The following is a 17,884-nucleotide window of genomic DNA, read 5'->3' as shown; positions in this document are numbered from 1 at the left end:
CGGCCGGAGTCCTTTCGCTTCGACACGCGGCCGTAGCATTTGCATTCGAGATCATTGGCTTGGTTGTCTGAGCTCCGCGGGGCCCGTGGGGGCACCGGGAGGGGGACATGGACATGGACGCAGAGGCATTGCCCGCGCGCTGGGCCGAGTTGTTCGGCGAGCCGGCACCGATGCGGCTCGCATCCGCTGACGACGGCACCGGGGGCCACGGCGGTGGTCGTGGCAGTGGCAACGAAGACCTGGCCCACTCGGGAGGCCCGTGGACCCGTGCCGCAGCTGCCGCCGGTGATCTGGGCCTCAGTATGGACGGTGCCTTGGGCAAGATGACGGCTGCCCATGAAGGGGTGGCCTCCGGAACGTCCGGCTTCGAATCCACGACCGCTCTGGCCACCGTAAGGACGTCCTGGGACAAGCGACTCACCGCGGTCCGAGAGGAGTGCCGCGCTCTGCGTCCGCAACTGATGAGCGTGGCGAGGGACATCGGCGAGGTCGACGAGCAGTACCGGATCTCCTTCTCCCAACTGGCCGTACGACAGGAGCCGAAGCCGTGACGGTGACCTGGGCGCAGCTGCGCGACCTGAAGACGACCGAGTACACCGAGGCCGCCACCGCTTGGGCCGAGGCCAGTACCCGCGCCGACGCGGCACGGGACCGCATCAGCGTGCAGATGGTCAAATCGTTGGAGTCGCAGAAGGGCGCCTCGGCATCGTCGGCGTACGAACGCCTCAAGCGGCTCGACCGGAACTTCGACTTCATCCACACCGAGTGCGGCCTGATCCGCACCACCCTCGACTCGCTGGCGCACGAACTCTCCGCGGAGCAGGTACGTCTGAAGGAGGCCTTGGACGACGCCGAGGCCCGCGGCTACGCGGTACACGCCGATGGATCGGTTCAGTACCCGGCCGGTGGCGAGAACCTCCTCACGAAGGAACCCGTCCCGGGTGGCACCGTACGGGGCTCCCGCTACCTGCTGGACACGCGGCCTCCTGCCCTCGGTCAGCGGCCCCCGGGTTTCACCAACCCGAACCCGCACGCCGCCGTCGCGCAGGAGATCGCCAACCGCATAGTGAGTGCGGTATCGGCCGCACAGGAGGTGGACTCCCGGTTCGTCCGCACCCTGAACCGTCTCAAGGCACCCGACGGCCTGGAGGTCACGGATGCCACCTGGGCCGACGCGGCCGGGGACGCGCAGGTGGTCCGTGAGGACGCCCGGGACTACTTGCGCGACGCGATCCCCGAGAAGAGCTCACCGGCGGAGCGCGCGGCCTGGTGGAAAGGGCTCACACCCGACCGGCAGGCCGAGCTCCTGTCCGTCTACCCGGACGTGCTCGGAAACCTCGACGGCATCCCGTCCGCGGTACGCGACGACGCCAACCGCGACAACCTGCAGATGCTCATGGGCAAGCTGTCCGGGCAGGACGACGAGAAGTCACGAACCCAGCTCGCGGGCATGCGTTCCATCGACAGCCAGCTGTGGAACCAGAAGCCGGGCGAGCCCCCGATGTACCTCCTCGGCATCGGTGACCAGGGCGGCGGCCGCGCCATCGTGGCCTTCGGCAACCCCGACACGTCCCGCAACGTGTCCGCGTACGTACCGGGGCTGGGCACGGCACTGGATGCGGACTTCGCCCGCAACGACGTCCAGCGGGCCCGCGACACGGCCCTCGGGGCCCGGAGATTCGATCCGAGCTCGGCGGCCATCGTCTGGCTCGGCTACGACGCGCCACAGCTGCCCGCGGACCACCTGGTGGACAACCTCGACGTCATGTCCGAGGAGCACGCCCGCAGGGGTGCACCCGACTACAACCGGTTCATGGCCGGCATCAGCGCCACGAACGAGAACCCCGACCCGCACATCACCGCGCTCGGGCACTCCTACGGATCGCTCACGGTCGGCCAGGCCGCACAGCTCGACGGTGGGATCCCGGGCGCCGATGACATCATCCTGGTCGGCAGCCCCGGCACCGGCGCTCACCACGCCGACCAGCTCAACGTCGGCAAGGACCACGTGTTCGTCGGAGCGTCCGACCACGATCCCGTGACCATGCTCCCGAACAAGTCCGAGTCCAACGGCATGCTGAGCGGCGCGGGCTTGGGCGCAGCGGGATTCCCCGGCGCCGTCGTCGCGGGCGGAGCCGCAGGATTCCTCCTCGGCGACGCCGTCACCGACGAGAGCGAGATCTACTTCGGTACGGACCCGGCCAGCAAGGACTTCGGCGCCCACCGCTTCCTGGTGGCCGACGGACCCAAGCCGTTCATCGAGGGCAACGGGCCCTTCGACGCCCACTCGAACTACTTCAACCCGTTGAAGGACCAGGACTCCGCGTCCAACATCGCCCGGATCATCGCTGGTCAGTCCGGAGCAATCAGCACGGAGGAGCCTCGATGAGACGGTCCCGGATCACCGCCGCGCTGCTCCTGCTGGCGGCCTTCGCCACAGCATGCGGCGGGCCGGACACGACAGCCAAGAAGGGGAACACCGGCGTGAACATGCAACAGGGTGCCGAACGGGCCGATGCGATCCTCCAGGAGACGCTCGCCGCCGTACGTCCGGAACTGCGCTGGAACCATGGTCCCTCCGCGGACGCCGGCTGTACGAACACGGCGGGTGGCTCCACGGGTACCGGAGCCGCCAAACGCTCGGTCCTCATCCTGACCATCGTCTCCGAGCAGCGCCGCGGCGCTCTCCTCGGGGTCATCGAGCGCGAATGGACGGGCCGCGGCTACAAGGTCACCTCCGTGAACAAGAGCCCCGACTTTCCCGCGATGCGAGCCAGCACGCCGGACGGCTACAGCCTGTCCGTCGAAGTCGCCGCCGAAGGGCAGTTCTTCCTCGATGCGGCCACTCCCTGCCTGACCGACTCGCCCGTGCAGGACCCGACGACCCCACCCAACACCCCGGTGCGCACCGCCCCGTACCCCCAGCGTCCGGACGTACGGGACGACTTCTGGAGCGCGGCCGCCCCCGTTCCGTCGGACAGCCCCGCCCCCTGAGGGGCCCGCACCCGGTCGCGGACGTGCAGCGGAGCCGCCCGGCGCGGTCAGCGGGCGGTCGCGGGGCGGGATTCGACCAGGGTGAAGACCGCGCCCTCCGGGTCGGTGACCGTGGAGACCCTGCCCGTCAGGCCCTCGCGGGGCGGCTGGATGACGCGGCCGCCGAGCCGGTGGACCCGGGCCGCGGCCGTGTCCACGTCCTCGACCTCGAAGTACGTCATCCAGTGCGGGCCTCGGTCGTGCGGGAGCGAGCGTCCGACCCCGTGCACGGCGGCGACCGGGCGCCCGTCCAGCAGCAGGGTGACGTAGTCGAAGTCGGAAGTGGCCGTGGCGTGCGTCTCGGCCTCGTGGCCGAAGACGTGCTGGTAGAACTTGCCGACGGTCGAGGTGTCCTGCGTGACCAGCTCGGCCCAGACCGGGGTGCCGGGGACGCCCGACAGCCGGGTCCCGATGTGTTCCTCGGCCTGCCAGATCCCGAAGATCGCGCCCAGCGGATCGGAGCAGATCGCCACCCGCCCCTCGCCGCCCGCGTCCAGCGGGCCCACCGCGACCGTGCCGCCGCAGGAGCGGATCGTCTCGGCGGTCGAGTCCGCGTCGTCGGTGGCGAAGTACGTGGTCCAGGCCACCGGAAGGTGGCGGTCCGGCGGCATCTCGCCGATGCCGGCCACCTCTTGGCCGTCGAGGAAGGCGCGGACGTACGGGCCGAACGGCTGGGGGCCGGGCTCGTACTCCCAGCGGAACAGGTCGGTGTAGAAGGCCTCGGTGGTCCCGAGGCCGTGCACCATCAGACTCGACCAGCACGGCGTGCCGGGCGGGCGCCGCGTTTCTTCCGGTTCCTCGGTCATGTCAGCGCTCTCCTCCGTCGTCGCTCATCCCGGACCAGATGCTTCCACTACGGCGGGTCCGGCGCGCCTCGACCGGCCGGGGTTTCGCCGACGCGGGGAGAGATGACCGAATCGATGCGGCCTGTCGATGTCGGGCTTGTTACACGGGCCGCGGAGCGGGGAGGAAGATGGGCCGTATGACTGCGAACTCCGCTCCTCCCGTGATCGTTTCCGCCGCCGAACTGATGGACGAGATGGCCGGCTCGCGGCCGCCGGTGCTGCTCGACATCCGCTGGCAGCTGGGTGGTCCGAACCTGCGTTCCGCGTACGAGGCCGGCCACCTGCCGGGGGCCGTGTACGTGGACCTCGACCGCGAACTGGCAGGTCCGCCGGGATCCGGCGGCCGCCACCCGCTGCCGGAGCCGGAGGAGTTCGGGGCCGTCATGCGCCGGGCCGGGGTCTTCGCCGACGCGCCAGTGGTCGTGTACGACGGAGGTCTGGGCTGGGCCGCCGCTCGGGCGTGGTGGCTCTTGCGCTGGACGGGTCACACGGACGTACGGGTACTGGACGGGGGACTGGCCGCGTGGACGGCGGCGGGCGGTCCGGTGACGGAGGATACCGCCACCGTTACGCAGGGCGATTTCAAGCCAAACCCGGGGGCGGTGGGGCTGCTGGACGCGGACGCGGCGGCCGATCTTGCGCGCAGCGGCATCCTGCTGGACGCCCGGGCGGGGGAGCGCTACCGGGGCGAGATCGAGCCGATCGACCGGGTCGGTGGACACATTCCGGGCGCGGTGTCGGCGCCGACGACGGAGAACGTGGACGCGGACGGGAGGTTCCTCACGGCGGACGCTCTGCGGGCGCGCTTCGCCGGCCTGGGCGCCTCGGGTGCGCGACCGGTCGGCGTGTACTGCGGTTCGGGGGTCTCGGGGGCGCACGAGGTGCTGGCCCTGGAAGTGGCGGGGATCCCGGCCGCCCTGTACGCGGGCAGCTGGTCGGAATGGTCCGGTGACCCGGCGCGCCCCGTGGCCACGGGCCCGGACCCGCAGTAGGGACTGCGCCCCGGGCCCCCGCCCAGGGCGTCCCGCCCCGGGCCCCCGCCCAGGGCGTCCCGCCCCGGGCCCCCGCCCAGGGCGTCCCGCCCCGGGCCCAGGGCCCCGCGCCCGCGCCCCGCGCCTGTGAGGGCGGCGGGGCCGGGCGCACGGGTGCCGCGCTACTCCCGCTTCACTCCTGCTTCTTGCGGCGCGTGCCGAAGACGATCTCGTCCCAGCTCGGGACCGCCGCGCGGCGGCCGGGGCGGACGCCGTCGGCCTCCGCCTGCCGGTCCGTGGTGCCGGTCAGGCGCTCGCGGTGGCCCGCCACCGTGCGCGGCATCAGGACGTCCGCGTACGCCGCGCCGGCCCCGGCGCTCGCCGAGGCCGCCGGGGGCTCCTCGGCTTCCGGCTGTTCCTCCGGCTCGGGCTCGGGGCGTTCGGGGACCACGAGGTCGCCGCGGAAGCTGGGGACGGCCTCCAACAGGCTCGTCAGCGTGTCCCGCTCCTCCTCCGGCTCGGGCGCGGGCGCCGCGGTGGCGGCCCGCTCCAACTGCCGGTCCAGGGCCCGGTCCAGTGGCCGGTCCCGCGGCAACCGCGCGATCCGCGGTACGAACGGGAAGCTGGGCTCCGGCGTCGCCGGGAGGTCGTCGGCCTCGCCGATCAGCGAACGGGCCTCGTCGTCGACGGCCACGACCAGTCGGCGCGGCGGGTCGTACGTCCAGCTCGCCGAGTGCGGTTCGCCCGCCACCCGGTAGACGAGCAGGACCTCCCAGGTGCCGTCGTCGCGGCGCCAGGAGTCCCACTGCACGGACTCCTTCTCGGCGCCGCGCAGCGTGAGCCGCTCCTGTACCGCCTCGCCGAGCTGGGGTCCGGTGTTCTCACCGGGCCGGCGCACGGGGGTCTTGCGGGCCCGCTCGGCCATGAATGCGCGTTCGGCGAGCACCGGGCCCTCGAAGCGGCGTACGCGGTCGACGGGGATGCCCGCGAGTTGAGCGACCTCCTCGGCGGAGGCACCGGCTCGTATGCGGGCCTGGATGTCACGGGGGCGGAGGTGGCTCTCCACCTCGATCTCGATCTGGTTCAGGCGCGCGCGGTCGTTGCGCACGGCAGCCCGCAGCCGCTCGTCGATCGGAAGCGTGTACTCCGTGCTGTCCGCAGCCTTGAGCACCAGTCGTGTGCCGTCATTTGAGACGGCCACGACACGCAGTTCGGGCATGGGGACCTCCCGGGTGGTGCCTGCCGACGTCACGTGCGTCGCTGCTTCCGCTAGTCGAGTGTGGCCTGCCCGGGTGCAGCCTGCCACAACCTTGCCGAGTTCAACCGGCGTGTCGGGCATGCGCCCTTGATCGCCGTTATGGCACGGTTACCTGTTGGGCACGCACAGTGACCGAACGGTTACTGTGCGCATCAGGAACGCGTGCAATGCCGCGGCATCACCGGTCTCGAGTGCCGTTTCTCCATCAGTCGGCCCCCTCTCCCGAGTCCGGACATCCGTAAGGAAGGACGGCCCCAGGGCTCGCCACAGTACTCCATTCGGGCCACCTGGGTGGACCGCCGCGCCGCCGAACTTGTCGTGGGCGGCGGGAGTTGGGCTGCCCCGAATCGGGCGGGACCTGCGCCCGCGGCGGTTTTCGCGTGTCTTGCTTCACAGAATCCCCAGAAACGGAACTATTCGTTTCGCTCGGGGGTCAGTAACTGCTGAGAGCGGTGAAGCGCGAGACGTCGCGAGAGGCAGCACACACAGGGGATGAGGATGGGTCAGAAGGCCACGCCGGAGGTCGAACCCGGGTCCGTCCTGAGCGGGACGGCCGGCGCGGACGCAGCGAGCGGCGCGGATGGCGCCGAGAAGAAGCTCGATCTGAGCGTGGCCCAGATCGCGGGCTCCTCCCTCGCCACCGTCGCGGCCGCCCTGCTCGCCTCGCAGCTGGGCGTCTACGGGACCATCCTGGGCGCCGGCGTGGTGAGCGTGGTCGCCACCGCCGGCGGCCCCGTCATCCAGCACTTCTTCAAGCGCACCGGCGACCAGCTCCGCGAGAGCGCCCGCCCCAGGGCCCGTCAGCTCCCGCCGCCCGGCGCGGAGAAGGCGTCCGGCGCGCAGAAGGCGTCCGGCGCCGCCCTGCCGCCCCGCGCCGTCCCGCCCTCCGGGGAGTTCGGCGAAGCCACCGTGCACGGCACCCGCGTACGGGGCTGGAAGCGGACTGCGGTGGCCTCGGGCGCGGCCTTCGCCATCGCGCTGGGCGGGCTCGGGGCCTACGAGGCCTTCTCCGGCACGGCGATCAGCCAGGGCGGCGGAACCATCTGGTCCGGCGGTACGCACAAGGTGAGCGACGAGGAGCCGGCCGGCCCCGGCAAGGGCCCCGGCTCCGGCGGCAAGGGCGGGGCGACCCCGGAATCCGGGACCTCCCCCAGCCCTTCGGCCCCGCACGGCGGCCGGGACCCCGGCCCCGACGGCGGCGCCGTTCCCTCGTCCCCGGAGCCCTCCGGCTCCTCCGACTCCGATTCCGGCGGCCCGGCGCCGAGCCCGAGCCCGCCCGGTCCGACCCCGAGCCCGAAGCCCACCCCCACCCCGAAGCCCACGCCCACGCCGGACACCAGCGGCGAGGGGCGCCGGCCGTCCCCCTGAGCCGGAGCTACCCGCCCAGGACCCGGCGCAGGTAGTCGTTGCCGAACAGCCGGTCCGGGTCCAGCCGGTCGCGCAGCGCGGTGAACTCGCCGAAGCGCGGGTAGACGCCGGCGAAGTACTCCGCGTCCCGCGTGTGCACCTTGCCCCAGTGCGGGCGCCCGCCGTGCGCAGTGAAGATCCGCTCGGCGGCCGTGAAGTAGGCCTGGTACGGGGTGCCCTTGTACATGTGGACGGCGATGTACGCGGTCTCCCGCCCCGAGGCCGTCGACAGTGCGATGTCGTCCGCCGGAGCCGTCCGCACCTCCACCGGGAAGCTGACGCGCAGCCCGGAGCGGTCCACCATCGACTTCAGCTCCCGCAGCGCCTCGACGACCCGCTCGCGCGGGAGTGCGTACTCCATCTCCACGAAGCGCACCCGGCGCGGGCTGGTGAACACCTTGTACGGGATGTCCGTGTAGGTGCGCGCGGACAGGGCGCGGCTCGCGATCCGGGCGATGGAGGGGATGGTCGCCGGGACCGCGCGGCCGAGGGAGTTGACGGCCTGGAAGACGCCGTTGGACAGCAGCTCGTCCTCGACCCAGGCGCTCACGGCTCCGGGCGGGGCGGCGGGGCCCTGGCTGCGGTTGTTGCGCTTGGTGTTGCAGTTGCCGGTGTGCGGGAACCAGTAGAACTCGAAGTGCTCGTTCTCCGCGAAGTGCTGCTCGAACTCGGCGGTCACCCGGTCGAAGTCCATGGGCTCCTCACGGGCGGTCAGGAAGAAGACCGGCTCCACGGCGAAGGTGATCGCGGTGACGATGCCGAGGGCGCCGATGCCGATCCGGGCGGCCGCGAAGACGTCGGGGTTCTCCTTCTCGGAGCACGTGAGCAGCCGCCCGTCGGCCGTGACCAGCTCCAGGCCGCGGATCTGGGCGGAGATGGAGGCCGAGTCCCGGCCGGTGCCGTGGGTTCCGGTGCTGGTGGCGCCGGAGACCGTCTGCTCCATGATGTCGCCCATGTTGGTGAGCGAGAGCCCTTCCCGGGCCAGGGCCGTGTTCAGGTCCTTGAGCACCGTGCCCGCGGCCACCGTCACGGTGCCGGCGCTCCGGTCGATCTCCCGGATCCCGGCCAGCGCCTGCGGACGTACGAGCACCCCGTCGGTCGCGGCGGCCGCGGTGAAGGAGTGGCCGGTGCCGACCGCCTTCACCTTCAGCCCGTCCTCGGCGGCCCGGCGCACCGCCTCCTGAAGCTCCCCGACCGAGGCCGGGGTCACCACGCGCGCGGGCGTGGCCGTGACGTTGCCCGCCCAGTTATGCCACGCGGTCGCCCTGCTGCTGCGTCCTGTTGTCGCCGTCCCCATCGGTTGCTGGCTCCTCCCCTTGCGCCGGCTTCGTCAGCCGGCGGTATCCCGCGAACGCAACCGCCGCCGCGGCCACCCCCGACGAGATGGAGACGACGTACCCGCTGCGCGCCCCGGAGGCGTCGATGACCAGTCCGGTCACCGACGAGCCGACCGCGACGCCGACCGCGAGGCCGGTGCTGATCCAGGTCATGCCCTCGGTCAGCTTCGCGCGTGGTACGTGCGCCTCGATCAGGGCCATCGTGGTGATCATCGTGGGAGCGATGGCGAGGCCCGAGACGAAGAGCGCCACGGCCAGAAACGGAAGGTTCCCGGCCAGTAGGAGGGGGATCATACTCACGGCCATCGCACATACGCCCAGTACCCAACGGCGTTCGCTCTTGCCCTTGAGGTGGAGGAGGCCGAAGACGATGCCCGCCAGGCAGGATCCGAACGCCCAGATGGCGAGGATGAAGCTGGCGGCGGACTTGTGGCCCTGCTCCTCGGCGAAGGCCAGCGTGGAGACGTCGATGGAGCCGAAGATCGCGCCGGTCGCCACGAACGTCGCGGTCAGCACCTGCAGTCCGGGGGAGCGCAGGGCGGAGGTGCGGTCCCCGTGCTCCTCGCGCGGGTGCGGCGCGGGCTCGGTGGAGCGCTGCGCGGTCAGGAGCCAGACGCCGACGAGCAGGCAGAGGGCGGCGATCAGCGGACCGGCCTCGGGGAACCAGGTGGTGGACAGTCCGATGGCGATGATCGGGCCGAAGATGAAGCAGACCTCGTCCACGACGGACTCGAAGGAGTACGCGGTGTGCAGTTCGCGCGGGGAGTCCCGGTAGATCACGGTCCACCGGGCGCGGACCATCGAGCCGACGCTCGGGACGCAGCCGGCGACGGCCGCGCAGACGAACAGGGTCCAGTCCGGCCACCCGTTGGCGGCGGCCGCCAGCAGGACGGCGACCGAGGCCACGCAGACGAGGGTGGCGGGCCGCAGCACCCGCCGCTGCCCGTACTGGTCCACCAGGCGGGAGACCTGGGGGCCGATGAACGCGGCGGCCAGGGCGAGGGTGCCGGTGAGGGCGCTCGCCATCGCGTAGCGGCCGGTGATCTCGGAGATCATCGTCAGGATGCCGACGCCGACCATGGATATGGGCAGGCGGCCGATGAGGCCTGCGGCGCTGAACCCCAGGGTGCCGGGGGCCGCGAAGATCGCGCGGTAGGGACTGGGCAAGGTGCCCTCCGTAAGGGACGTCATTGGCCCATACAGGTTACGACCGCCGACAAGGCACCCGCACGGGGAGAATCCGGACCGGAACCCGCACCGGGATCCGGAAGGGAACTTAGGGTTACCTTACCCAGCTTGGGTGGGGGCGCGCCGCCGGGCCGGTTCCCGGGCGGGGACCCCGAGTGGCAGGATTCGAACCATGTCAGACCAGCTCCGCGCCGCCGCCTCGCCCCCGGCCGAAGGCCTCGCCGCCCCCTACGACGCCCTCCTGCTGCTCTCCTTCGGCGGCCCCGAAGGACCCGACGACGTCGTGCCGTTCCTGGAGAACGTCACGCGCGGGCGCGGCATCCCGCGCGAGCGGCTCAAGGAGGTCGGGCAGCACTACTTCGGCTTCGGCGGGGTCAGCCCGATCAACGGGCAGAACCGCGAACTGCTGGACGCCCTGCGCAAGGACTTCGCCGAGCACGGGCTGGACCTGCCCGTGTACTGGGGCAACCGGAACTGGGCCCCGTACCTCGACGACGTGCTGCGGGAGATGGCCGCCGACGGGCGCCGCCGGATCGCGGTGCTCGCGACCAGCGCGTACGCCTCGTACTCGGGGTGCCGGCAGTACCGCGAGAACCTCGCGGACGCGCTGGCGGCGCTGGCCGCCGACGGCGTCGCCGAGCTGCCGCAGGTCGACAAGCTGCGGCACTACTTCAACCACCCCGGCTTCGTACAGCCGATGATCGACGGGGTGCTCGCCGCGCTGGAGTCGCTGCCGCAGGAGGTGCGCTCCGGCGCGCACCTCGCCTTCACCACCCATTCGATCCCCACCGCGGCCGCCGACACCTCCGGCCCGGTCGAGGAGCACACCGCCGACGGCGAGGGCGGGGCCTACGTCAAGCAGCACCTGGACGTCGCCCAGGTGATCGCGGACGCGGTACGGGCCGAGACGGGCACGGAGCTGCCCTGGGAGCTCGTCTACCAGTCGCGCAGCGGCGCCCCGCACGTCCCGTGGCTGGAGCCGGACATCTGCGACCACCTGGAGGCGCTGCACGGGGCCGGCGCGCCGGCGGTCGTGATGGTGCCGATCGGGTTCGTCTCGGACCACATGGAGGTCCTGTACGACCTCGACACGGAGGCGACCGCCAAGGCCGCCGAACTCGGGCTGCCGATCGCCCGGTCGGCGACCGTCGGGGCCGATCCGCGCTTCGCGGCGGCGGTCCGGGAGCTGGTGCTGGAGCGCGCCGCCACGGAGCGGGGCGAGCCGGTGGAGCGGTGCGCGCTGGGGCTGCTCGGGCCCAGCCACGACCTGTGCGCGGTGGGCTGCTGCCCGGCGCGCGCGCCCCGGCCGGCGGCCGCGGGCGCCGACAGCCCGTACGCGCGGGAGGGGCTGGCGTGATCTCCGAAGAGCTGAAGGCCGAACTGCTGGACGTGGCCCTGGACGCCGCAGGGCAGGCCGGGGAGCTGCTGCGGGACGGCCGTCCCGCCGATCTCGGGGTGGCGGCGACGAAGAGCAGCCCGATCGACGTGGTGACCGAGATGGACATCGCGGCGGAGAAGCTGATCACCGGGGTCCTCGCGCGGCGCCGGCCCGAGGACGGGCTGCTGGGCGAGGAGGGCGCGGACGTACCCGGGACCAGCGGGGTCCGGTGGGTCGTGGACCCGCTGGACGGCACCGTCAACTACCTGTACGGGCTGCCGAGCTGGAGCGTGTCGATCGCCGCCGAGTACGGGGGCGAGACGGTGGTCGGGGTCGTGGCGGCCCCGATGCGGCGCGAGACGTACCGCGCGGTGCTCGGCGGCGGGGCCTGGCTGGACGGGGTCCGCCTCGCCTGCCGGGCGGCGGCGCCGCTGGACCAGGCGCTGGTCGCGACCGGGTTCGCCTACCTCCAGACGCGCAAGGAGCAGCAGGCGGAGGTGGCCCGGCGGGTGATCCCCCGGGTACGGGACGTGCGGCGCGGCGGATCGGCGGCACTGGACCTGAGCGACGTCGCCGCCGGGCGGCTGGACGCGTACTACGAGCGCGGGCTGAACCCCTGGGACCTGGCCGCGGGCGAGCTGATCGCGCGGGAGGCCGGGGCGCTGACCGGCGGGCGCCCGGGGCGGCCGGCCTCGGGGGAGCTGGCGCTGGCCGCCACGCCGGCGGTGTTCGCCTCGCTCCAGCCGCTGCTGGAGGAGGCCGGGGCCTGGCACGACTGACACGGCGCCGCCGCCCCGGTACGGCCGCCGCCGCCCTGGCCCCGGCATGAGGGAACCCCGGCGGCCGCGGTGCGGCCGCCGGGGTTCCGGCTGGACTGGAGGTCGTCAGCAGGCGGATACGGATACGGGAACGCCGTGTTCGGCGGCGAGGCGCTGGAGATCTTCCAGTTCCGCCTGCTCCACTTCCACGAGGAAGTCGTCGCCCGTCTCGCGGGCCTGGTCGAGGTCCGACTGCGTGGCCCGGATGCGCTGCAGGAGACCCGCGGTGAATGCGTCCATGATGGGTTCGCCCCCTCTTCGTGGGTCGGCGGCGGCACGTGGCAGTCCGCCGTCAGGAGTGGTTGGGGTGTGCTGTCGTCCTCCCCGGCACCCTGGGCCCAGAAACCTCGGGAAGCGAGGGAATCCTCACTTCCGTCCTCCGCGGGTCCCGGAGGGGCGCCTTACAGCCGGTTTACGGCTGAAACGGGCAGGATGGACGACGCAATACACGTGTGCCCTCAGGGCTCGATGGAAGGAAACGACGTGCGCGTACTCGTCGTCGAGGACGAGCAGCTGCTCGCCGATGCGGTGGCCACCGGGCTGCGCCGGGAGGCCATGGCCGTGGACGTCGTGTACGACGGCGCCGCGGCCCTGGAGCGCGTCGGGGTGAACGACTACGACGTGGTGGTGCTCGACCGGGACCTCCCCCTCGTGCACGGCGACGACGTCTGCCGGAAGATCGTCGAGCTGGGCATGCCCACCCGCGTGCTGATGCTGACGGCGTCCGGCGATGTGAGCGACCGGGTGGAGGGCCTTGAGCTGGGCGCCGACGACTACCTGCCCAAGCCGTTCGCGTTCAGCGAGCTGACCGCCCGCGTGCGCGCCCTGGGGCGGCGCACCACCGTGGCCCTGCCCCCCGTGCTGGAGCGGGCCGGCATCAAGCTGGACCCCAACCGGCGCGAGGTGTTCCGTGAGGGCAGGGAGGTGCAGCTGGCTCCCAAGGAGTTCGCGGTCCTGGAGGTTCTCATGCGGAGCGAGGGGACCGTGGTCTCCGCCGAGCAGCTGCTGGAGAAGGCATGGGACGAGAACACCGACCCCTTCACGAACGTGGTGCGGGTGACGGTCATGACCCTGCGGCGCAAGCTGGGGGAGCCGCCGGTCATCGTGACCGTGCCCGGCTCCGGCTACCGGATCTGACGCGGGTGGCGGCGACCCCGGCACCGCCCACGGTGCCGCCGAGACCGACCTGGGACCCCGGCCAGCCCGAGGGTCCCTTCCCTTGGCTGCGGCCGACCATCCGCATACGCCTGACCCTGCTCTACGGCGGGATGTTCCTGATCGCGGGCATCCTGCTGCTGTCGATCATCTACCTGCTGGCGGCCCAGGCGCTGCGCGAGGGCAACGGACTGCCGTTCAAGATCGTGGGCGGCACGGACATCCAGGTCACCAGCACCTGCCCGGGCGTGGTCGGCAAGGGCCAGAAGTACGAGCAGTTCAACGACGTGATCAACACCTGCATCCTGGAGCAGCGCCGGCACGCGCTGGACGACCTGCTCAGCCGGTCGCTGATGGCCCTCCTCGGCCTCAGCATCATCGCTTTCGCCTTCGGATACGCGATGGCCGGCCGGGTGCTCTCGCCGCTGGGCAAGATCACCCGGACCGCCCGCCGGGTGGTGGGCTCCGACCTGACCCGGCGGATCGAGCTGGACGGGCCGGAGGACGAGCTCAAGGAGCTCGCCGACACCTTCGACGAGATGCTCGACCGGCTGGAGCGGGCCTTCACCGCCCAGCAGCGGTTCGTCGCGAACGCCTCGCACGAGCTGCGCACACCCCTGGCCATCAACCGGACACTGCTGGAGGTGCACCTGTCGGACCCGGGTGCGCCGGTGGAGCTCCAGCAGCTGGGCAAGACGCTGCTGGCCACCAACGAACGCAGCGAGCAGCTGGTCGAAGGCCTGTTGCTGCTGGCCCGCAGCGACAACCAGATAGTCGAGCGCAAGCCCGTGGACCTGGCGGAGGTCGCCTCGCGGGCCATCGACCAGGCGCGCGGCGAGGCCGCGACGAAGGGCGTGGAGATCCGCGGCGAGCGGGCGCCGGCCGTGGTCCAGGGCAACGGCGTCCTGCTGGAGCGGATCGCGCTCAACCTGGTGCAGAACGCCGTCCGGTACAACGTGCCGGAGGGCGGCTGGGTGGAGGTGACCACCGAGTCCCAGCACGGCCAGGCGATCCTCGTCGTCTCGAACACGGGTCCCGTGGTTCCCGCGTACGAGGTGGACAACCTCTTCGAGCCCTTCAGACGGCTGCGTACGGAGCGAACGGGCAGCGACAAGGGTGTGGGGCTCGGCCTGTCGATCGCGCGCTCCGTGGCGCGCGCTCACGGCGGACGGATCGCGGCGACGCCCCGCGAGGGGGGTGGCCTCGTGATGCGTGTCACTTTGCCCCTGTGAGTCCCCTGGCCGCTTGTTCGCTGTTGGCTGAATTGCGAGGAGGCGGTGAGGGGGGCGCCTGTGTGATCGATCACATTGGCGAGTGTTGGGTCATGTGCGTTCAGTGACCCCAGAGGGGGCCGGAAAGCCCGGGAAGTCCGGGTTTCCCGCCCCTCGAACGGCGGGAAATACACGGGGTGGCGTTTGTGCAAGACGGCCCCCGGACCGTGTACGGTCCCGGTCGTCATCCCAGCCAATCGCTCCTTCAGGTGTGCGGCTGGGTGTCGATTGAGTAACAGACCTTGATGTGAGGCAAAATCTCCGCCTCAGGTCGGGCACAAGTCCGGCCTCTCGCGCGTTACGTGCGCTGAGACACCGCTAAATCCCAGAGGGGGAGAGCGAAAAATGGCAACGGACTACGACACCCCACGCAAGACCGACGACGACGTCGACAACGACAGCATTGAAGAGCTGAAGGCCCGGCGCAACGAGAAGTCGTCTTCGAACGTCGACGTCGACGACTTCGACGCGGCGGAGGGCATGGAGCTCCCCGGCGCGGACCTCTCCAACGAGGAACTGGCCGTTCGGGTGCTGCCCAAGCAGGCCGATGAGTTCACCTGCATGAGCTGCTTCCTGGTGCACCACCGCAGCCAGCTGGCACGCGAGAAGAACGGCCAGCCGATCTGTCGCGACTGCGACTGAGAGGCGTCGGCCGTGACCGGCTCGACACCGTTTCGGAAGCGCCGCTTCCGAAAAGCTGGTGATCCGGCGGAAGCGCAAGAGGTGGCCACGGGCCCGGAAACGGGCCCAGCAGCCTCGGGCGTGCCCGCCGTGTCGTCCGGCACCGCCGCGGCGGTGCCTTCGGCCGCAGAGTCCGACGAGGGAGCCCGGCGCCGGTCCGGGGCTCGTCGGCTGCAAGCCGTCAAGAGTGGTGTGCGCAAGGGCGGCGAACATGCCAGGGCCGCCGTCCTGCACCTCACCGACCGCGTCATCGAGAACGCACCGCGCGTTCCGGTTCGGGACCTCGCGACCCTGCGCGCGCAGTTCCCGGGCCTCGGTCCCGATCAGCTTGCCGACAAGCTGATCGCGGGCGCCGCGTACGGCACCTCCACGGTCGGCGCGGGCATCGGAGCCGCGGCCATGCTGCCGGTGCCGCCCGCGATGCCCGCCGAACTGGCCGCGGAGATCACCGGGGTCGCCGCCATCGAGCTCAAACTCGTCGCCGAGCTCCACGAGGTCTACGGCCAGCGGCCGCCCGGGAACCTCAAGGACCGCAGCTTCGCCTACCTGACCGCGTGGACGGAGGAGCGCGGGGTGGACCTGACCAAGCCCACGACGCTGAACGTCGCGCTCGGCGGTCAGATGAAGCGCGAACTGCGCCAACAGATCATGAAGCGGACGTTCCGCAACCTGCCGAACCTGCTGCCCTTCATGGTGGGCGCCACCGTCGGCGCGGTCATGAACCACCGCGACACCCGCAAACTCGCCGAGAAGGTCCGTGCCGACCTGCGGAGCCGGGCCGTGGCGTGGGACTCGCTCCCGCAGCTCCCGCCCCTTGAGCAGCCCTCCCAGCCCCTTCCCGAGGCCACCAGGGCGGCGCTCGAAGGCTCCGACGGGGAGTGGCCCCCGGCCTGACGCCCGCCCGGATCAGCCCTTGGCCGAGCGGATCGCCTTGACCAGCGCCTGCGGCTCGCGCGTGGAGACGTACGCGTACGGGGTCGGGTCCTCGGGGTCGGTGATCGGGATGCGCACCGCCGTCGGGACGTAGCTGCGCAGCAGCATGAACGCGCGGGTGTCCGCCTTGTACGTGCGCCAGGCGCGCGCCTCCTCCGCGTCCAGCACCTCGGGCTCGCCCAGCGCCGCCACCGGGATCCGCGCCTCACCGGCCGCCAGCGCACCGTTCACCACGCGCACGCGCGCGGAGCCGTACGAACTGACCAGCATCCCGGCCAGCGCGGTGCCCCCGACCAGCCCGGCCAGCAGCGGCAGCGTGCCCAGCGGCAGCAGCATCAGCGCGCACGCCAGGCCGATGAGTACGGCGATGGCCCACCAGGAGCGGGGGGCGGTCAGACGTTCGTCGTGGTACGCGGGGGAGAGCTGCATAGCGCCTAGCCTGCCACGGGGCGACCGGTGGGTAGCGGCGCGGGTAAGGTCTGCGCCTGTGAGTGGACGAAACACAGCGTTGACGCCCCCGGACGATGCCGCCGCACCGGTCCGGCACCCCGACGCCCCGGCACCCGGCGAGCTGCTCGGTGCCCACTACGGGCACTGCTTCGGCTGCGGCGAGGGCCAGCCCCACGGACTCCACCTGGAGGCCCGCGCCGGGGAGGGCGTCCGCGTCAGCGCCGAGTTCACCGTTAAGCCCGCGCACCAGGGTGCCCCCGGTCTCGCCCACGGCGGCGTGCTCGCCACCGCGCTCGACGAGACGCTGGGCTCCCTGAACTGGCTGCTGCGCGTCATCGCGGTGACCGGACGGCTGGAGACCGACTTCGTGCGGCCGGTGCCGGTGGGCACCGTGCTGTACCTGGAGGCCGAGGTGACCGCCGTCGCCGGGCGCAAGATCTACTCCACCGCGGTCGGCCGCATAGGCGGGCCCGACGGCCCGGTCGCCGTGCGCGCGGACGCGCTCTTCATCGAGGTGAAGGTCGACCACTTCATCGACAACGGTCGGCCCGAGGAGATCCGGGCGGCGATGTCCGACCCGGACCAGGTCAGGCGCGCACGCGCCTTCGAGGTGAACCCCTGATGTCTGAGAACAACCACCCGCCCGTCGACGTGCTGATCAAGCGGGTCGACCCCGAGGTGCCCCTGCCCGCGTACGGCCACCCCGGTGACGCCGGCTGCGACCTGGTGACCACCGAGGCGGCCGTGCTGGAGCCCGGCGAGCGCGCCGTACTGCCCACGGGGGTGTCCATCGCCCTGCCCGACGGGTACGCGGCGTTCGTGCACCCGCGCTCGGGCCTGGCCGCCCGCTGCGGGCTCGCGCTCGTGAATGCCCCGGGGACGGTGGATGCCGGGTACCGTGGGGAGATCAAGGTGATCGTGGTCAATCTCGACCCGCGCGAGAGCGTCCGGTTCGAGCGCTTCGACCGCATTGCCCAGCTGGTTGTCCAGAGGGTCGAGAAGGTGCGCTTCCACGAGGTGGCGGAACTTCCCGGCTCGGCGCGGGCCGAGGGGGGTTTCGGCTCCACCGGCGGTCATGCGGCCGTGGCCGGATCCGGCGCTGGTCAGCAGGGTGGGAATGGCTACGCTTCGGTCGTACCCGACCGGGAAGGACAGTGAC

Annotated in this window: 19 protein-coding genes; 13 read left to right on the top strand and 6 right to left on the bottom strand. The window is 72.0% G+C overall.

Features of this window, described 5'->3' with window-relative positions; translation table 11 throughout:
• Positions 1-107 precede the first annotated feature (107 nt).
• From CP980_RS08325 to CP980_RS08315, 3 genes are read left to right on the top strand one after another with little or no spacing between them, the layout of a single operon-like run.
• On the top strand, positions 108-551 hold the full coding sequence (locus CP980_RS08325) for a hypothetical protein (RefSeq protein WP_150527879.1): 444 nt from the start codon (positions 108-110) through the stop codon (positions 549-551).
• Positions 548-2,389: an alpha/beta hydrolase gene (locus tag CP980_RS08320; RefSeq protein ID WP_150527878.1), complete on the top strand. Its 1,842-nt coding sequence runs from the start codon at positions 548-550 to the stop codon at positions 2,387-2,389. The genes CP980_RS08325 and CP980_RS08320 overlap by 4 nt, the downstream gene beginning before the upstream one ends.
• Positions 2,386-2,994 carry a hypothetical protein gene (locus CP980_RS08315; RefSeq protein WP_150527877.1) on the top strand — a complete coding sequence of 203 codons (609 nt, stop codon included), beginning with the start codon at positions 2,386-2,388 and terminating at the stop codon, positions 2,992-2,994. Before CP980_RS08320 ends, CP980_RS08315 begins: the two co-directional genes overlap by 4 nt.
• A gap of 47 nt (positions 2,995-3,041) precedes the next feature.
• Here CP980_RS08315 and CP980_RS08310 read toward each other — a convergent pair whose 3' ends face one another.
• Positions 3,042-3,839: a VOC family protein gene (locus CP980_RS08310; RefSeq protein WP_132759185.1), complete on the bottom strand. Its 798-nt coding sequence runs from the start codon at positions 3,837-3,839 to the stop codon at positions 3,042-3,044.
• Between the two features lie 176 nt (positions 3,840-4,015).
• On the opposite strand from CP980_RS08310, the gene CP980_RS08305 reads away from it, so the two are divergent.
• Positions 4,016-4,870 (top strand): sulfurtransferase, encoded by an 855-nt coding sequence (locus CP980_RS08305; protein ID WP_132759184.1) that lies wholly within the window; start codon positions 4,016-4,018, stop codon positions 4,868-4,870.
• Between the two features lie 172 nt (positions 4,871-5,042).
• Here the strand turns inward: CP980_RS08305 and sepH are convergent, their stop codons facing one another.
• Entirely contained in the window at positions 5,043-6,068 is a 1,026-nt protein-coding gene (sepH, locus tag CP980_RS08300; RefSeq protein WP_132759183.1) for a septation protein SepH, read from the bottom strand.
• A gap of 537 nt (positions 6,069-6,605) precedes the next feature.
• Between sepH and CP980_RS08295 the strand changes: the two genes are divergently transcribed.
• Positions 6,606-7,475, top strand: a complete 870-nt coding sequence (locus tag CP980_RS08295; protein ID WP_229907202.1) for a hypothetical protein — start codon at positions 6,606-6,608, stop codon at positions 7,473-7,475.
• A gap of 7 nt (positions 7,476-7,482) precedes the next feature.
• Here CP980_RS08295 and CP980_RS08290 read toward each other — a convergent pair whose 3' ends face one another.
• Positions 7,483-8,811 (bottom strand): D-arabinono-1,4-lactone oxidase, encoded by a 1,329-nt coding sequence (locus CP980_RS08290; RefSeq protein ID WP_150527876.1) that lies wholly within the window; start codon positions 8,809-8,811, stop codon positions 7,483-7,485.
• Entirely contained in the window at positions 8,762-10,018 is a 1,257-nt protein-coding gene (locus CP980_RS08285; RefSeq protein ID WP_150527875.1) for an MFS transporter, read from the bottom strand. Before CP980_RS08285 ends, CP980_RS08290 begins: the two co-directional genes overlap by 50 nt.
• Positions 10,019-10,211: 193 nt before the next feature.
• Between CP980_RS08285 and CP980_RS08280 the strand changes: the two genes are divergently transcribed.
• The gene (locus CP980_RS08280; RefSeq protein ID WP_150527874.1) at positions 10,212-11,396 is read left to right on the top strand and encodes a ferrochelatase; all 1,185 of its coding nucleotides are present in this window, start codon (positions 10,212-10,214) and stop codon (positions 11,394-11,396) included.
• Positions 11,396-12,196, top strand: a complete 801-nt coding sequence (locus CP980_RS08275) for an inositol monophosphatase family protein (RefSeq protein WP_132759278.1) — start codon at positions 11,396-11,398, stop codon at positions 12,194-12,196. Before CP980_RS08280 ends, CP980_RS08275 begins: the two co-directional genes overlap by 1 nt.
• A gap of 105 nt (positions 12,197-12,301) precedes the next feature.
• On the opposite strand, the gene CP980_RS35035 is transcribed toward CP980_RS08275, so the two are convergent.
• Complete coding sequence (locus CP980_RS35035; protein WP_165937358.1) at positions 12,302-12,475, bottom strand: hypothetical protein; 174 nt, start codon at positions 12,473-12,475, stop codon at positions 12,302-12,304.
• Positions 12,476-12,718: 243 nt separating this feature from the next.
• On the opposite strand from CP980_RS35035, the gene CP980_RS08270 reads away from it, so the two are divergent.
• The 4 genes from CP980_RS08270 to CP980_RS08255 all read left to right on the top strand — a co-directional run bounded on the left by CP980_RS08270 (position 12,719) and on the right by CP980_RS08255 (position 16,236).
• Positions 12,719-13,372: a response regulator transcription factor gene (locus CP980_RS08270; protein WP_030154340.1), complete on the top strand. Its 654-nt coding sequence runs from the start codon at positions 12,719-12,721 to the stop codon at positions 13,370-13,372.
• 5 nt (positions 13,373-13,377) lie between these two features.
• Positions 13,378-14,622: a sensor histidine kinase gene (locus tag CP980_RS08265; protein ID WP_132759178.1), complete on the top strand. Its 1,245-nt coding sequence runs from the start codon at positions 13,378-13,380 to the stop codon at positions 14,620-14,622.
• A gap of 384 nt (positions 14,623-15,006) precedes the next feature.
• Positions 15,007-15,303: a DUF4193 domain-containing protein gene (locus CP980_RS08260; RefSeq protein WP_053676268.1), complete on the top strand. Its 297-nt coding sequence runs from the start codon at positions 15,007-15,009 to the stop codon at positions 15,301-15,303.
• A gap of 12 nt (positions 15,304-15,315) precedes the next feature.
• Positions 15,316-16,236 (top strand): hypothetical protein, encoded by a 921-nt coding sequence (locus CP980_RS08255; protein WP_132759177.1) that lies wholly within the window; start codon positions 15,316-15,318, stop codon positions 16,234-16,236.
• A gap of 12 nt (positions 16,237-16,248) precedes the next feature.
• On the opposite strand, the gene CP980_RS08250 is transcribed toward CP980_RS08255, so the two are convergent.
• Positions 16,249-16,704: a DUF3093 domain-containing protein gene (locus CP980_RS08250; protein ID WP_132759176.1), complete on the bottom strand. Its 456-nt coding sequence runs from the start codon at positions 16,702-16,704 to the stop codon at positions 16,249-16,251.
• Between the two features lie 58 nt (positions 16,705-16,762).
• Between CP980_RS08250 and CP980_RS08245 the strand changes: the two genes are divergently transcribed.
• On the top strand, positions 16,763-17,347 hold the full coding sequence (locus CP980_RS08245) for a PaaI family thioesterase (RefSeq protein ID WP_150527873.1): 585 nt from the start codon (positions 16,763-16,765) through the stop codon (positions 17,345-17,347).
• Positions 17,347-17,883 (top strand): dUTP diphosphatase, encoded by a 537-nt coding sequence (gene dut / locus CP980_RS08240; RefSeq protein ID WP_099889087.1) that lies wholly within the window; start codon positions 17,347-17,349, stop codon positions 17,881-17,883. Before CP980_RS08245 ends, dut begins: the two co-directional genes overlap by 1 nt.
• Position 17,884 lies beyond the last annotated feature (1 nt).

The sequence above is a fragment of the Streptomyces vinaceus genome, from assembly GCF_008704935.1.
GTDB classification, from domain to species: Bacteria; Actinomycetota; Actinomycetes; order Streptomycetales; family Streptomycetaceae; genus Streptomyces; species Streptomyces vinaceus.
The sequence above is the reverse complement of the archived record's forward strand: the minus strand, read 5'-3'. Positions and strand labels throughout refer to the sequence as shown.

Bases quoted from the DNA above. Each gene is read 5' to 3' on its own strand.
- CP980_RS08325 (WP_150527879.1), top strand. From the start codon at position 108: ATGGACATGGACGCAGAGGCATTGCCCGCGCGCTGGGCCGAGTTGTTC.
- CP980_RS08315 (WP_150527877.1), top strand. From the start codon at position 2,386: ATGAGACGGTCCCGGATCACCGCCGCGCTGCTCCTGCTGGCGGCCTTC.
- CP980_RS08310 (WP_132759185.1), bottom strand. From the start codon at position 3,839: ATGACCGAGGAACCGGAAGAAACGCGGCGCCCGCCCGGCACGCCGTGC.
- CP980_RS08305 (WP_132759184.1), top strand. From the start codon at position 4,016: ATGACTGCGAACTCCGCTCCTCCCGTGATCGTTTCCGCCGCCGAACTG.
- sepH (WP_132759183.1), bottom strand. From the start codon at position 6,068: ATGCCCGAACTGCGTGTCGTGGCCGTCTCAAATGACGGCACACGACTG.
- CP980_RS08295 (WP_229907202.1), top strand. From the start codon at position 6,606: ATGGGTCAGAAGGCCACGCCGGAGGTCGAACCCGGGTCCGTCCTGAGC.
- CP980_RS08290 (WP_150527876.1), bottom strand. From the start codon at position 8,811: ATGGGGACGGCGACAACAGGACGCAGCAGCAGGGCGACCGCGTGGCAT.
- CP980_RS08280 (WP_150527874.1), top strand. From the start codon at position 10,212: ATGTCAGACCAGCTCCGCGCCGCCGCCTCGCCCCCGGCCGAAGGCCTC.
- CP980_RS35035 (WP_165937358.1), bottom strand. From the start codon at position 12,475: ATGGACGCATTCACCGCGGGTCTCCTGCAGCGCATCCGGGCCACGCAG.
- CP980_RS08260 (WP_053676268.1), top strand. From the start codon at position 15,007: ATGGCAACGGACTACGACACCCCACGCAAGACCGACGACGACGTCGAC.
- CP980_RS08250 (WP_132759176.1), bottom strand. From the start codon at position 16,704: ATGCAGCTCTCCCCCGCGTACCACGACGAACGTCTGACCGCCCCCCGC.
- dut (WP_099889087.1), top strand. From the start codon at position 17,347: ATGTCTGAGAACAACCACCCGCCCGTCGACGTGCTGATCAAGCGGGTC.